Consider the following 13,841-nt stretch of genomic DNA (forward strand, 5'->3'; position numbering starts at 1 on the left):
TCTTGCACAAGGCATCATAGCGGAAATGGATACCCGCTGGTGTCTGCAGGGGCCGGGAAATTTTTAGAGCGATGGATGCTGAACCGCTTCCGTCAAATGGGACTGTTGGTACGAGGCTGAATTTCCTGTCGGGTATTTTGAGTTGATTCCGCCACTGAAGTAGGGAAGAAACGCCAGCGCAGGGATGAGGAGATATTGTGAAAGGACTGGAATTGTTTTACTTTGAGTCGAACTAGCCACAATAAATTGGCTGTAATCCAGAGGAGAACTAGATCATGGCCTGGCCTGCAAAACTAAAACAATTGGGACTGAATCTATTACTTGGCCTCGGAGGCGTTGGTTTTGCCTTCGGCGTTGCAGAAATCGGCCTGCGGCTGGCTGGCATTAGTTATCCCAGCTTTTATCAGGTTGACCCTAACCGTGGCCATGCCCTCATTCCCAATTTTTCTGGGCAGTGGACCCACGAGGGCAATGGTTTTGTGCAGATTAATCGCGATGGCCTGCGGGACAAAGACCACGCCATTCCTAAACCAGAGCAGACCTATCGTATTGCTGTCCTAGGAGATTCCTTTACTGAAGCCATTCAAATCAACGCCGACCAGACCTTTTGGGCAAAATTGGAGCGGGGCCTAGCTAGTTGTCCGGCTCTAGGGGAGAAAAAACCGGAAGTGATTAATTTTGGGGTGGGAGACTACGGCACAGCCCAGGCCTTGATGACCCTCCGGCATCAAGTCGGCAAGTACCAACCCAATTTAGTCTTGTTAGCAATATTTACTGGCAATGATTTGGTCAATAATTCTCGGGTCTTGAGTCCCCCGGATCGTCTATCCCCTTACTTGGTTCAGCATCAGGGCCAATGGGTAATGGATACGTCCTTTAACCAAACCCAGACCTACCAACGGCGCGATAGCTGGCCTCGACGGGTTGTGTTTTCCATGATTAATCATTCCCGCGTGTTGCAGGTTCTCCACGAAGCTCGCCGAGTCTGGGGCACGGGCCAGGGCCTAGCGGGCCAGGTTAAAAATGATGACATTATTCCGTCCCTTGATTTTGACGCAAACCTGTACCATCCACCCACAAGCCCCGCTTGGCAAGAAGCCTGGGCTAGTACCGAGGCCCTATTAACCCAATTCAACCAAGAAAGTCAGGCCCTGGGGGCCAATTTCGTGGCCGTTACCCTGAGCAATCCCCCCCAGGTCTATCCCGACCTCAAGGTACGACAACGCCTCAGGGAATTGGGGGCCCAAAATTTGTTCTATCCTGAGCAACGCCTGGCGCAATGGGGACAACAGCAACACGTCCCCGTGCTCAATCTGGCCCCGGAACTCCAGGCCTACAGTGACCGCCAGCGGGCCTTTCTCCATGGTTTTGAGAATACGGCCCCCGGTATTGGCCATTGGAATGCCCTGGGCCATCAAGTAGCGGGCCAACTGCTGACGACTAAACTCTGTCCTCTGCTGGCCGAGGAGGGAAAGCATAGCCCAAACTAACCGCACCGGGGGGCAAGGCCAAACGACTCATAGCCCCTGGGGAACGCACTTCCACTAGCAATTCCCCTTGGGCAGAAACGCCGGTTACGCGGCCTTGACCTTGCTCGAGGGAAACAATTTGGCCAAGATTCAGAAAATAGTGGTGGTAGCCCGCCAGAATCGCCTCGACTCCTTGGGTTTGATAGGTGCGATAGCCTCTAGCCAGGCCCTGGAGAGTGAATCCCAGTAACGCCCCGAGGTTGGTCACGTCATCCCGCTTATTTTCCTGGAGCCAGGCCTGGAGTTGGATGCCCGTTGCTGGCACGGGATTACGCCAATTCAGGCCCACACCGATCACCACCTGGGTGATCCGCTCCCGCTCAATGTGACTTTCCCCCTTAATGCCGCCTAATTTGCGGCCGGCCAACACCAGATCATTGGGCCATTTCAAACCGACGGGAATCCCTTGGTCGTTGAGGGCCGTTGCAATCCCCCAAGCACTCCAAAGCGTCACTATTGCCGCCTGCTGTACTGGCAAATCCACCGCCAGGAGCAGGGAAAGATAGAGGCCCCCCGGCTCCGATTGCCAAACCCGGCCCCATTGGCCCTGCCCGGCACTTTGTTGTTGGGCCAGTACTAATAGGGGGGGCTGGATACCCGCTTGCTGTAATTCCCAGGCCCTTTGATTGGTGGAAGGTAAGGTTTCAAAAGACTGAACTGTCAGGTTGGGCCAACTCTGGGCTCGAATCTCCGCCAGTTCCTTGGCAGTCAGGCAGAAGGACAAAAGATCGTCACCGGCCATACAGGAAGCATTCTCCGTATTTTTAGGCAAAAAAAGCGTTGTAAACTCTCCCATTCTCGAGGAATTGCGCTACCATCTAGCGAAGAAACTACGGTAAGATGGGTTTAGTGATAGGTAAAATCCGCACTACATTATTAGCAATTGTGAAACTTCCTCGCCAACTTAGATATGGCCAAGGTAAACTTGCCCCAGCCTCCAAAAGCATGATTTTTGTAAATTCTCGTATTCTCATCGAGCCACAGCATTATTGTATGGGTTGCTAACCCCTGCCCGACCCAATGTCTTGGTTTGAGAGAACGGTTATTGAAGTTTAGGAGACTCCCCATGTTACATCGCAAGATTTATCAGTTTTGTACCGACGGCCAGGAAGTTTGCATTTACCTACGAGACCAACAACGCTGGATTGAGAATGCTTGTATTCTAGCTCTGGAAGGAGACCTCGTCACCATCCGCTATGAAACGGAGGAAGATGACGAAATTTGCTCCTGGGAAGAAATGGTGCGCCTAGAGAGTATTGGCGCCGTTAACCGCAAGTTGGCCTCGGTATCCCGCCTCAACACAGAAATCCTGGTGGCGGAAGACTGCCCGGAGGCCGAACAAATTTATGCCCATTACCCCGAAGTGAATCTAGACGAAGAAGACAACGATTTGGAATAAGCGACTGCCCTCGACGGAAAGGCCAGCGATGTTTCCTCGACCCTGTAAAATGGGTAGGACAGTCGGTGAGTTTGTCTTGTTTAGAACGAAAATATGGGTGACACAATGGTCGCAAACGAGCAGTCAATTCAATTTGACCTTGCTACCTATCTACAAGAAAAAAAGGCCCTAGTCGAAGTAGCCCTTGACCAATCTTTGCCCATTGTCCGGCCCGCGAAGATCTATGAGGCCATGCGCTACTCCCTGTTGGCTGGTGGCAAGCGACTCCGTCCGATTCTTTGTTTGGCGACCTGTGAGCTGAGTGGGGGAACAACGGCCATGGCCCTGCCGACGGCCTGTGCCCTGGAGATGATCCACACCATGTCTCTAATCCATGATGATCTGCCGGCCATGGATAATGACGATTATCGCCGGGGAAAACTGACCAACCATAAAGTCTTTGGTGAGGATATTGCTATTTTGGCCGGCGATGGATTGCTAGCCTACGCCTTTGAATTTGTCGCGACCCAAACCCAAGGGGTTGCTCCCGAGAACCTATTGCAGGTGATGGCTCGCCTGGGACGAACGGTGGGGGCCGCAGGTCTGGTGGGGGGCCAAGTCCTTGACCTGGAATCTGAAGGCAAGACGGATATTACAGCGGAAACCCTGACCTTTATCCACACCCATAAGACCGGGGCCTTACTGGAAACCTCTGTCGTGGCTGGGGCCATCCTGGCGGGAGCTGGAGAAACCGATATTCAGCGCCTGTCTACCTACGCCCAAAATATTGGTCTGGCCTTCCAAATTGTGGATGACATCCTGGACATTACCGCCACCCAAGAGGAGTTAGGTAAAACCGCTGGTAAAGATCTACTGGCCCAAAAAGCTACCTACCCGAGTCTCTGGGGTATTGAAGAATCCCGGCGCCAGGCCCAGGCCCTAGTGGATGAAGCCATTGCCGTTTTAGCGACCTATGGCCCCAAGGCTCAACCACTCCAGGCCATCGCCCACTATATTGTTACCCGTAAGTCTTAATTGCCTCTGGGATAATTGCTTCTTTTATGCAGGATTTTGAAGGCATTTTACACAATCAAGTTCTCATTGTTTCTTTGCTGGCCTGCTTTACCGCCCAAGGTCTCAAGGCCATTACGGAACTGGTACGCCACAGAAAATTGAATTTACGGGTTTTGGTCTCGACCGGAGGAATGCCCAGTGCCCATTCGGCCTTAGTGGGGGCCTTGGCGACTGGGGTGGGCCTCCAACGGGGTTGGAATAGTAACGAATTTGCCATTGCTTGTCTCTTCGCGGTGATTGTCATGTACGATGCGGCGGGGGTGCGCCAAGCCGCTGGGAAACAAGCCCGTATTCTCAATCAAATGATTGATGAGCTGTTCCAAGAGGGCCATACCCTGAACGAGGAACGGCTCAAGGAGCTTTTGGGCCATACCCCCATCCAAGTTCTGGTCGGGCTGGCCCTAGGCATCACCATTGCCTTGTTTGCGTTGCCCGTTCTCTAACCCTAATCCTGGGCGGCGGCGATACTCCAACTGGACTGCCAGGCCCGTTCAGCTTCAGCAATGCGGGACTCCCGTTGGAGTTGATGGTGATATTTATGCAATTTTTTGAGACGCTCCACCAGTTGACGGAGTTGTTTACGGAGTAAACCGAGACTGGAGTCGGCAAATTCAATGTCCGTCAATCGCAGGTGAATGGCGATCAATTTACTGACCTGGCCCCCATCGTTGTCTTCCTCTGCTGCTCCCTCTTCTTGATTAGCTTCAGCTCGTTGATTCGTCTCCACTAAGAGGCTCAGGACGTGGGGAATTTTACTGCGGTTGATATTCATGCCATTTTCCTGGGCCTGCAGGGCCATTTCTAGCACCTGAGGGGGGAGATGGTTGGGTAAAATCTGGGCTGCTTGGAGGTGTTGATTCGCCGTATGGGATAGCTCTTCGAGGACGAGTTGCAGGCCCTGTTCCAGCCGACGACACCATTGCACTAACTCTTCAGGGTGGCTAAAGCGTTTAGCGGGGGTTAAAGCTGAGGTATCCGTTGGGGGAACAAGCGCTGGCGGGAATTGCACCCCTTGGTGATGGAGTAGGGAGGTCAATTTTGTTTGAAATTGGCCCGATAGCTGATGGACTTGGCTCTGGAACTGTTGACGGTCAGAGAAATTGAGCTGTAGAAACTCATCGGGATAGAGGTGAGTACAGACCTGATGAATGGCCAGGATCAGTTGTTGCTGTAGCACCTGGTCTAACTGTTGAATGTATTGCTGGTAGGTTTGGACGAAGTTTTCGGACAGTTCTTGGGTCTGGGCCTCGAGTTGGATCAGTTTTTCACGAATACTGGCTAAGGACTGCGTCATAGATTCAAGAAATATCAGTTCAGTTCTTTCTCTAGCCTAGCGAGTTTTGCCAACGCTTCCGGCCTCAAGATTCAGGGCCAGAAATTGCCCTAGCCAATCCTTGAGTACCCAAGTGGCCCGACAGTCGTCTTCGTTGTAGCGCAGAATCCAATGGAGATATTGCCGCTCACCGCTTTCTAGCCATTGGTCGTACCAACAGACGGATTGGTCCCCGCTGGCCCCGGCATCCCGCCATTGAAAACCGAGCCAATTGGCCAGGGCCTTGAGGGAATAGCTTTCCACGGGACAAGTCACCGTGGCCACCACGTAGCGATGGAGGTCAAAGCATTGTTTGAGTAATCGATTCCGTTCCTGTTTGGGGGTGTCGTAGAGCTGGGCGAGGCGTTTAATGGTCTCCACTTCGTATTCCGAAAAATGGAAAATAGGCGCTGTGGGATAGTGATTCACTAAAGCCAAAAAGGCCTGCCAGATTTCAGCTTCCTGCTCCGGCGTTTCTGCTAAAAAACCATGGAATTGTTCTTTGCCCGTGCGGTGATCTACCACCATGACGCCCAAAAGGTAGTCCAGATTGCGCTCCGGCTCAGCTTCGATGTCAAAGTAGAGTTCTACCGGGGCCTGGGGCAGGGGATTGGCCTTCAGCGGTGTTTTGAGAATGGCCCGCTTTTCCACCATGGCCTGGGCCTGGAGTTGCAGTTGGGCCGCGATGGCTGGCCCCATCAATTCCTCCATAGACACCATCGCAATATCTGCAAGGGCAGAGATCGTGAATACCCCGAGGGATTGCAGGGATTCATAACGACTGGGGGTTACTCCTGGAACCAGGGAGAGATGCTCCTGGGCCTGGGCCAAGGTATAGCAATGATTATGCCAATGACAGAGAGTACAGCGTTGTCGCGAAATAAAGACCTCTGGTTCCCCTCGATGGACGAGGGTCTGGACGCAATCCATTAAGGTCTGCTGAAAGCGGGGCAACCATTCCAGTAAATCCACGCGATGCAGATTACCCCGCCGCAGAATAATGTCGGCGTGGGGCGGCAAATGGCCCTGGTGAACGGCGATTAATTGGGCGTAGAAAGCGGCGAGAATCTTGTATTCTGGTTTGGGCCGGCGGCCAAGCTGGATGCTGACCGGAACGTATTCCCAATCGCCCCAACAGGATTGACCAGGGTGTCTAACCAGCAGGGGAGGATAACCCACCAGAAGAAGCGTGTCCTGACCATCCCGGAAATGACCGAGGCCATCAGTGAGACAGCCATTGTAAATACAATCGGCTCCCTGGGCCATGAGTTGAAGGGTGGCCTGGGCCCGGAGTTCCCATTGTCCTTTCGCCGCAACGGGTTCCTGGTAGTGGGGGTAGAATTTCTGGAGAACGCTCTGGGTGTGTTTATAGCTTTCTTGACGCAGTTTCAGCAAAAAATCGCGCTCTGGACTGCGATCTTCAGGATTGCCATAGACATTGAGATAGGCCCGGCGTTGACAGCGCTTGTAGTCGAGGAGCAAAGAGTCTGTCACTAGCATGGCCGACCCATCCAGGCAAATACCCTCCTAGACATATCAGCTATCCAGTCCTGTGGGGAGCATCGTTGCATCCGCCTGGGGTTGCTGGAGTTGTCGCCATTGTCGCGCGACTTGCCAACACTCGGTCACGAGGTGATGCCAGGGCATAAGCACCCGCATTTCGATGCCGACCTGCTGGCCCGTAGCCATAAAGAGTAACTTGGCCGACTGCACTTCCTGCTGAGCCTGCTGTACCCGCGCCAATAATTGAGTCTGATCCGCTTCGGATAGAAAAGAAATCCGCTCCTTCTCCAGCAAACGCTGGGCACGGTCAAACCAGTAGTTAAAATCTTCTAACAACGGCTCAAGGATTGTTTTGAGCAGTTCTGGTTCACTAGGGTAGAGATTAGCCATGATTAATAGGGATTAAATAAAAGATTTTTATTGTCACGGATATTATCTTTATAATTCTTAACATTTTTTGACAACTTTTTCAGAAATTGCTTGACGGCCTCACTTTCCTCTTATTTTGACTCGTTTCATGTACGACCTTGTTATTATTGGCGCTAATCTTGCTGGAATTGTGGTAGCCCGGACAGCCATCCAGACAAAGCCCAGCCAACGGATTGCGCTAGTCTGTCAAGGGGAACAACCCCAGTTGATGATGGAGAAGTTAGCCGGCTTCCCCCCATCCCTAACGGGCCTGGCCCTGGCAACAGAATCCTGGTTAGCGGCCCTGAGTGAGTTGGCTGCCGCTGGTATTGATGTCGTTCCAGAATCAGGCTGTTTTTATCCAGGCCTACCACCCATTTTTCAAACCAATACCCGACAACTCCAAGCTAGCCGTTACCTTTTGGCTGGGGGCTATAGCCAGGAGCCCTCTCATTGGTTCGGTCTGGCCCCCGCTGACTACCTGGCCTTGGATCTGTTTCGGCTCCAGTCCTGGGATTTTTCGCCCCAAAGCTGGGCTCTTATCGGGGCAACTCCCGCCAGTATAGCCTTGGCCCAATTCCTTGCCCAACAAGGTAAAACCGTCTATTTGCTGACCCGCAATTCCCATCTTCTACCAGCAGAAGACCAAAGTCTGGCCCATTTGTTACAGGTTTATCTCCAGGTCTTGGGGGTGACGATTCTCAGCGTTCCAGAGACTCAACTTCAGCTTCACCGTGACGGGAAAACCATCCAGGTGAGTCACGCCCAACAAACATTGGCGGTGGAACAAGTCGTCCGTAACGGAGGTCATCCCCAGCCCCAGGGCCTGAATCTATCAGCCCTTGGCCTCGATTTCCCTACCGTAACCGCCCAGTTTCAGACCTATCATCCGGCCCTTTACGTCTGTGGCCCTTGGCTGAGGGGCTACGCCCTGCCCGCCCTCGTGCTTCAGGAAAGCCGTTGGCTGGCCTCCTTTCTTGTGGAAAAAAAGGTTTCCTCCCTAGATTATCTGGCCCTGCCCTACGGTATTGTCAGTGAACCGTCTTGGTTTCGCGTCGGCCTCACCGAGGCTCAGGCCAAAGACCGCTATGGCCAAGGTATCCAAATTCACTACTACACTGCTCCCCCAAAAATCGAAAAGGGCCTGCAGGATACCTTAAAAATTATCGCTGGCCCCTCACAACAACTGCTGGGGGCCCATTGGCTAGGAGAAGGCGCTCCTTGGGGAATTTCCCTTTTGGCCCTGGGCTATCAACAGGGCTGGACGCTAGATACCCTCCGGCCCCACCTGGCCCTGATCGAACAAGAGTTCCAAGGGTTCCGCTCAGCAACGTAGCGGCTAATCACTGGACGACTCGCTAGCAAAGCGCTCCCGCAGGTCATCGTCATTGTCGTCCGCCACTTCCGCCACCAAGGTAATCGCTCGGGAAATTTCTCCGGGGGAGAGATCGGCCACCGTCCGTTGCTGCATAACGACGACTTGATCATTCATCAGTGCGAAACGAGTTTCGAGGGTATCGGAACTATTACGAGTCAGTAGCGTTCTAAACAACTCTGTTTCATTCTCAACGGGAAGCGTCAGCACAGTGGCCCAAACGGTCAGTAGATCTTCATCACTTTCCCCCGTCAATTGCACGAAAACTTCCGCAGAACCATATTGGAATTTCCAAAATTGACCCTGGTCATTTTCGAGAACCATAGCGCTATTGTTCTGGGCCATACTACCAATCACAGTTTCGATTACATCATGGTGACTAGTCGCATTTAGGGTTTCGCTCCCTTGGTCAGGAGTCGTTAGGCTAAAGGATGAGGTCTGAGTCATAGACTTGTCGCGGCGAAATGAACAACGGCAGGCGATGCCTAGCTCAATTATCAGGGGAAGGGCGGCAACCGGGCCAAGATTTTCGCAGAAGGTAGACAAGAATCATACCTTCCATCGCACTTGTGTACCGTTTTAGTAGGTTGACTCGAAAGTATTTCTTAATGGGGCATACTGGAATGAGAAAGTATGCTTTGATGCCATTTTATTAGCTTTTCACTTTTATTGACTTCTTAACCAAGAATTGATAAAATATCTCCGATATTTTGAAAGATCATTAATTTTTTCACCCGATCCTAGAAAGTTGAGGTATTTACGGTCTCACAGGCGCTGGTTCATTGAACAAAAAGCAATAATAAATCAATTAATAGTAGTAATACAAGATGGAATAGTAAAAATGAATATATCAGATTTACAGAAAAAATGGGAGTATTTGGCAGAGGTAGACCCATTGTGGGCAATTCTGTCTGATGATACCAAAAAAGGGGGGAAATGGAATATCGATGAGTTTTTTCAGGTAGGTAGAAAGGATGCTCAAAACTTTATTAACTTAGCCAAGCACATTCATCCAAACCTTAATTATGGCAAAGCCTTGGACTTCGGCTGCGGAGTGGGGCGACTCACTCAGGGGCATGCGTCTTTTTTTGAAAAGATCATTGGGGTTGATGTATCGACGCGCATGATAGAGCTTGCCAATAAGCTTAATCAGCATCAAGCAAAAATTTCTTACTTAGCAAATAATTGTTCTAGTCTTCATGTTTTTGATGATAATAGTTTTGATTATATAATTTGCCATATTGTTCTTCAACATACCCCTCCTACAATTCACCAGAGTTATATACAAGAATTCGTTAGAATTCTCAAGCCGAATGGTTTTTGTATATTTCAGTTACCTGAGCCGTTCCCAGAATCTTGGGGTAGCGAAAGATTTGATGAAACAAGCAAAGATAAGCTAGATATGTATGGAACCTCAAAAGAAGAGGTCATAGAGATAGTGAAATCAAGAAATGGCCACATTCTTGATGTGGAGGATGATGGCTCATGTGGCCCTGACCACAAAAGTAACAGGTATTGCTTTACAGTTTAAAAATACTAAAATCATTATACCGGAAAAACACCTGTATGTGAAGATTCCTAGCTATCGTTGTAAACAAATTAGGGTCTTCAGGGACAATAAAAAAGAAGGGTATTGGGACAATGGGGATTACCATGCAAAGAACAAGCCATCCATCTAGCAGTCATCCGCCAAGTTCACTGCCGGAAGAATCGACTCGTACTCGTATTCTCCAAGGGGCCTTGAAGTTATTTGCTACAAAGGGGTACGATGGTTCTACTACCAAGGACTTGGCCCAAGTAGCCCATATTGCCGAAGGAACCCTATTTCGTTACTTTCCCAATAAAAAAGCTATTTTGGTGGAGGTGGCGACCCAGGGTTGGATTGATATTCTGACGGATTTACTCACAGAATTGAGTGAGATGGGGAGCTACAAGGCCATTGCCCAGGTGATGCGAAGACGGATGTTCCATCTCCGGGAAAATAAATATTTATTCCAAGTTTGCTTTGTCGAAGCGCAATTCCATCCTGAACTACGGGAACGAATCCAGGCCGAGATCATCGAAAAAATGACTGATGTGGCCGAGGCCTTTTTCCAGACTGCCATGGATAGGGGTATCTATCGGCGCATGAACCCCAAAATCGTGGCCCAGGTCTTTCTTGGCATGTTTGCTGTGGCTGGCTTTTCAGAGCAGACTCTAGATCCCAAGGTTTCCCCCCAGGCCCTGCAGGAAATGGCAGAAGGCCTGGCCGATATTTTTTTGCACGGGGTTTTGATGCCGGAGTAACAGGCTAATTGTCCTAAGTGCTAAGACTGGCATACAACTCACCTTGACGCTACTACCTCAACCATAAGTTAAATCGAACGAGGTATGGAGATTGTGGGTGTCTCTAATAAACTGATGCTGACTGGCCCCTGGGAAAACCATCAAATCAAAAAGGGCTGGGGCAATTAGTCCCCAACCCCTTCTTGGTTCAATTAAGCGGTGACAACGAGTTGTGATAGCGGTTTGAAGCTGAGTCGCTCTCCCTCCACATCGACAAGAATGGTGTCGCCAGGTTTGTAATCACCCCGCAGAATGGCCTTGGCGATGGCCGTTTCTAGGTAACGTTGCACCGCTCGTTTGAGGGGCCTTGCACCATAGACCGGGTCGTAGCCCACTTCTGCGAGGAAATCAAGGGCCACTTCCGATAGTTTCAGACCCAGTTTTTGTTCTGCTAGGCGTTGGGCCAATAGATCGACTTGCAGTTGGATGATCTGCCGCAATTGGGCCTTTTGGAGCCCATGGAAAATAATGGTTTCATCGACGCGGTTGAGGAATTCCGGTCGGAAACTATTGCGCATCACCTCCATCACCCGACTCCGCATTTCTTCGTACTGGCTATCATCTCCGGCCACATCCAGGATGTACTGGGAACCCAGGTTGCTGGTCATAATAATGATGGTATTTTTGAAATCCACCACATGGCCCTGGGCATCGGTGAGGCGGCCGTCGTCCAGAATTTGGAGCATGACGTTGAAGACATCCGCATGGGCCTTTTCAATCTCATCAAAAAGGATCACGGAATAGGGCCGGCGACGAATGGCTTCCGTTAATTGGCCCCCTTCTTCGTAACCGACGTAGCCCGGAGGGGCTCCCATCAAGCGGGAAACGGTATGTTTCTCCATGTATTCCGACATATCAATGCGGACTAGCGCCTCTTCTGTGTCAAAGAGGTTTTGGGCCAGGGCCTTGGCCAGTTCTGTCTTACCGACCCCAGTGGGCCCCAGGAAGATAAAGCTGGCCGTAGGGCGATTGGGATCCGATAGGCCGGCCCGAGACCGTTGGATGGCTTCGGCCACCGCAGTAACGGCTTCTTCTTGGCCCACGACACGCTGGTGCAATTCATCTTCTAGGTTTAGCAGTTTTTCCTTTTCCGATTCCACCAATTTGCTGATGGGAATGCCTGTCCATTTAGCAATAATTTCAGCAATGTCGGATTCGAGTACTTCTTCCCGCAGGAGGGATTTACCAGAGGTTTGTTTTTCTGCTAATTGAGCTTCTAAACTTTGAACTTTTCGTTGCAGATCCGTGAGTTTACCGTATTGTAGTTCTGCCGCCCGATTGTAGTCATAATCCCGCTGAGCTTGTTGAATTTCCAGATTAACTTGTTCAATGGATTCCTTGACAGAGCGAATTTGATCAATGACTTCTTTTTCTCCTTGCCACTGGGCATTCAGGCCAGACTGTTCCTCTTTGAGATCCGCCAGTTCCTTTTCCAGTTTTTCCAAGCGCTCCTTGGAAGCCGGGTCGTTTTCCCGTTGCAGGGAAAGCCGTTCCATTTCCAATTGCAGGATCTTACGATCTACCTCGTCCAGGTCTTCCGGCTTGGAGGTGATTTCCATTTTGAGCTTGGCCGCTGCTTCATCTACTAGGTCAATAGCTTTATCCGGCAGGAAGCGGTCGCTGATGTAGCGATTAGAGAGCATGGCCGCCGCCACCAGAGCACTATCAGCAATTTTGACCCCGTGGTGCAATTCGTAGCGTTCCTTCAGGCCCCGCAGGATGGAAATGGTATCCACAACATTGGGTTCATCGACAAAGACTTCTTGGAAACGGCGTTCCAGGGCCGCATCTTTTTCGATGTATTTACGGTACTCATCCAGGGTTGTGGCCCCAATACAGCGCAGTTCCCCCCGAGCCAGCATCGGTTTGAGCAGGTTGCCCGCGTCCATCGCCCCTTGGGTGGCCCCGGCCCCAACGACGGTATGGATTTCATCAATAAAGAGGATGATATTACCCTGGCTTTCGGTGACTTCTTTTAAAACTGCTTTCAGTCGTTCCTCAAATTCCCCCCGGTACTTGGCCCCGGCAATTAAGGCCCCCATGTCAAGGGAAATGAGTTTGCGATCCCGTAAGGATTCCGGGACATCCCGGTTAATAATACGCTGGGCCAGGCCTTCGGCGATGGCGGTTTTACCAACCCCCGGCTCCCCGATCAGGACTGGGTTATTTTTGGTACGGCGGGAAAGAATTTGAATGGTGCGGCGAATTTCTTCATCGCGGCCAATGACGGGATCGACCTTGCCTTGACGGGCCAACTCCGTTAGATCACGGCCGTATTTTTCTAGGGATTCGTATTTACCTTCGGGATTTTGATCGGTCACTTTTTGACTACCTCGGACTTGTTGAATAATCTCTTTGAGTTTGCTTTCCGTCAGACCTAAATCCTGGAACAGGCCCTTGCCAAAGCGGTCGTCCCTAGCGTATCCCAGCAGGAGATGCTCAATGGAAATAAAGTCATCGCCAAACTCCTTGCGATAAGCTTCGGCCCGGTCAAGTAGGGTATCTAAACTCCGGCCCAGATAGATCGAATCCGTCGGATTGCTCAACTTGGGTTGACGATTAATAAAATCATCCGTCCGTTCTCGTAGGCGGGCCAGACTAATATTGGCCTTACCGAGAATGCTACTGGCCAGGCCCTCTTGTTCCAGCAAGGCCCTCAGGAGATGCTCACTCTCGATCTGCTGTTGCCGGTACTGCTTGGCAATCTCCGGAGTTTTGGCGATGGCCTCCCAGGCCTTTTCCGTAAATTGATTGGGATTAGTGGGTTGCATAGAATTTCACATAGGCGACTACTCCCTTAATTTTAGGAGGCCACTTCCAGGGACTAGGATGGGGTTTTCCGGATCTGGGGGTAGGGTTTTCCCGGCGGGCCTGGGCAGAATGACTAACGGTGGTGCTGTGTTGAACAGACTGGATAGGCCTCGTATAGACTTTTAG

At 51.0% G+C, this 13,841-nt stretch carries 13 protein-coding genes; 7 read left to right on the top strand and 6 right to left on the bottom strand.

The window, feature by feature from the left end; genetic code table 11:
- Nucleotides 1-275: 275 nt before the first annotated feature.
- Nucleotides 276-1,490, top strand: coding sequence for an SGNH/GDSL hydrolase family protein (locus tag ABXS88_RS16180; RefSeq protein WP_353673075.1), 1,215 nt, complete (start codon nt 276-278; stop codon nt 1,488-1,490).
- Here ABXS88_RS16180 and ABXS88_RS16185 read toward each other — a convergent pair.
- Nucleotides 1,441-2,325 carry a biotin--[acetyl-CoA-carboxylase] ligase gene (locus ABXS88_RS16185; protein WP_353673076.1) on the bottom strand — a complete coding sequence of 295 codons (885 nt, stop codon included), beginning with the start codon at nt 2,323-2,325 and terminating at the stop codon, nt 1,441-1,443. The genes ABXS88_RS16180 and ABXS88_RS16185 overlap by 50 nt on opposite strands.
- 270 nt (nt 2,326-2,595) lie before the next feature.
- On the opposite strand from ABXS88_RS16185, the gene ABXS88_RS16190 reads away from it, so the two are divergent.
- The 3 genes from ABXS88_RS16190 to ABXS88_RS16200 all read left to right on the top strand — a co-directional run bounded on the left by ABXS88_RS16190 (nt 2,596) and on the right by ABXS88_RS16200 (nt 4,424).
- The gene (locus ABXS88_RS16190) at nt 2,596-2,928 is read left to right on the top strand and encodes a DUF6679 family protein (RefSeq protein WP_353673077.1); all 333 of its coding nucleotides are present in this window, start codon (nt 2,596-2,598) and stop codon (nt 2,926-2,928) included.
- Nucleotides 2,929-3,033: 105 nt separating this feature from the next.
- Nucleotides 3,034-3,942 carry a geranylgeranyl diphosphate synthase CrtE gene (crtE, locus tag ABXS88_RS16195; protein ID WP_353673078.1) on the top strand — a complete coding sequence of 303 codons (909 nt, stop codon included), beginning with the start codon at nt 3,034-3,036 and terminating at the stop codon, nt 3,940-3,942.
- 26 nt (nt 3,943-3,968) lie between these two features.
- Complete coding sequence (locus tag ABXS88_RS16200) at nt 3,969-4,424, top strand: divergent PAP2 family protein (RefSeq protein ID WP_353673079.1); 456 nt, start codon at nt 3,969-3,971, stop codon at nt 4,422-4,424.
- Nucleotides 4,425-4,426: 2 nt separating this feature from the next.
- Here the strand turns inward: ABXS88_RS16200 and ABXS88_RS16205 are convergent, their stop codons facing one another.
- Genes ABXS88_RS16205 through ABXS88_RS16215 form a run of 3 tightly spaced genes read right to left on the bottom strand, consistent with a single transcriptional unit; the run spans nt 4,427 to nt 7,186 of the window.
- Nucleotides 4,427-5,275, bottom strand: a complete 849-nt coding sequence (locus ABXS88_RS16205; protein WP_353673080.1) for a hypothetical protein — start codon at nt 5,273-5,275, stop codon at nt 4,427-4,429.
- Between the two features lie 36 nt (nt 5,276-5,311).
- Nucleotides 5,312-6,793: a TM0106 family RecB-like putative nuclease gene (locus tag ABXS88_RS16210; protein ID WP_353673081.1), complete on the bottom strand. Its 1,482-nt coding sequence runs from the start codon at nt 6,791-6,793 to the stop codon at nt 5,312-5,314.
- 36 nt (nt 6,794-6,829) lie between these two features.
- Nucleotides 6,830-7,186, bottom strand: a complete 357-nt coding sequence (locus ABXS88_RS16215) for a DUF2605 domain-containing protein (RefSeq protein ID WP_353673082.1) — start codon at nt 7,184-7,186, stop codon at nt 6,830-6,832.
- Between the two features lie 127 nt (nt 7,187-7,313).
- Between ABXS88_RS16215 and ABXS88_RS16220 the strand changes: the two genes are divergently transcribed.
- A complete protein-coding gene (locus tag ABXS88_RS16220; protein ID WP_353673083.1) occupies nt 7,314-8,540 on the top strand; it encodes an FAD-dependent oxidoreductase in 1,227 nt (408 codons plus the stop codon).
- Between the two features lie 3 nt (nt 8,541-8,543).
- Here ABXS88_RS16220 and ABXS88_RS16225 read toward each other — a convergent pair whose 3' ends face one another.
- Nucleotides 8,544-9,026 carry a YbjN domain-containing protein gene (locus ABXS88_RS16225; RefSeq protein WP_353673084.1) on the bottom strand — a complete coding sequence of 161 codons (483 nt, stop codon included), beginning with the start codon at nt 9,024-9,026 and terminating at the stop codon, nt 8,544-8,546.
- 394 nt (nt 9,027-9,420) lie between these two features.
- Here ABXS88_RS16225 and ABXS88_RS16230 point away from each other — a divergent pair, with 394 nt between their 5' ends.
- Together ABXS88_RS16230 and ABXS88_RS16235 are read left to right on the top strand one after the other, a co-directional pair.
- Nucleotides 9,421-10,110, top strand: a complete 690-nt coding sequence (locus tag ABXS88_RS16230; RefSeq protein WP_353673085.1) for a class I SAM-dependent methyltransferase — start codon at nt 9,421-9,423, stop codon at nt 10,108-10,110.
- A 122-nt stretch (nt 10,111-10,232) separates the two neighbouring features.
- A complete protein-coding gene (locus ABXS88_RS16235; RefSeq protein WP_353673086.1) occupies nt 10,233-10,865 on the top strand; it encodes a TetR/AcrR family transcriptional regulator in 633 nt (210 codons plus the stop codon).
- Nucleotides 10,866-11,056: 191 nt separating this feature from the next.
- Here the strand turns inward: ABXS88_RS16235 and clpB are convergent, their stop codons facing one another.
- Nucleotides 11,057-13,675, bottom strand: a complete 2,619-nt coding sequence (gene clpB, locus ABXS88_RS16240) for an ATP-dependent chaperone ClpB (protein WP_353673087.1) — start codon at nt 13,673-13,675, stop codon at nt 11,057-11,059.
- Between the last annotated feature and the right edge of the window lie 166 nt (nt 13,676-13,841).

The organism is Synechocystis sp. LKSZ1, from assembly GCF_040436315.1.
Classification (GTDB): Bacteria; Cyanobacteriota; Cyanobacteriia; order Cyanobacteriales; family Microcystaceae; genus Synechocystis.

Excerpts from the sequence above, each read along its gene's own strand:
- ABXS88_RS16180 (WP_353673075.1), top strand. The coding sequence starts at position 276 with ATGGCCTGGCCTGCAAAACTAAAACAATTGGGACTGAATCTATTACTT.
- ABXS88_RS16185 (WP_353673076.1), bottom strand. The coding sequence starts at position 2,325 with ATGGGAGAGTTTACAACGCTTTTTTTGCCTAAAAATACGGAGAATGCT.
- ABXS88_RS16190 (WP_353673077.1), top strand. The coding sequence starts at position 2,596 with ATGTTACATCGCAAGATTTATCAGTTTTGTACCGACGGCCAGGAAGTT.
- crtE (WP_353673078.1), top strand. The coding sequence starts at position 3,034 with ATGGTCGCAAACGAGCAGTCAATTCAATTTGACCTTGCTACCTATCTA.
- ABXS88_RS16200 (WP_353673079.1), top strand. The coding sequence starts at position 3,969 with ATGCAGGATTTTGAAGGCATTTTACACAATCAAGTTCTCATTGTTTCT.
- ABXS88_RS16205 (WP_353673080.1), bottom strand. The coding sequence starts at position 5,275 with ATGACGCAGTCCTTAGCCAGTATTCGTGAAAAACTGATCCAACTCGAG.
- ABXS88_RS16210 (WP_353673081.1), bottom strand. The coding sequence starts at position 6,793 with ATGCTAGTGACAGACTCTTTGCTCCTCGACTACAAGCGCTGTCAACGC.
- ABXS88_RS16215 (WP_353673082.1), bottom strand. The coding sequence starts at position 7,186 with ATGGCTAATCTCTACCCTAGTGAACCAGAACTGCTCAAAACAATCCTT.
- ABXS88_RS16220 (WP_353673083.1), top strand. The coding sequence starts at position 7,314 with ATGTACGACCTTGTTATTATTGGCGCTAATCTTGCTGGAATTGTGGTA.
- ABXS88_RS16225 (WP_353673084.1), bottom strand. The coding sequence starts at position 9,026 with ATGACTCAGACCTCATCCTTTAGCCTAACGACTCCTGACCAAGGGAGC.
- ABXS88_RS16230 (WP_353673085.1), top strand. The coding sequence starts at position 9,421 with ATGAATATATCAGATTTACAGAAAAAATGGGAGTATTTGGCAGAGGTA.
- ABXS88_RS16235 (WP_353673086.1), top strand. The coding sequence starts at position 10,233 with ATGCAAAGAACAAGCCATCCATCTAGCAGTCATCCGCCAAGTTCACTG.
- clpB (WP_353673087.1), bottom strand. The coding sequence starts at position 13,675 with ATGCAACCCACTAATCCCAATCAATTTACGGAAAAGGCCTGGGAGGCC.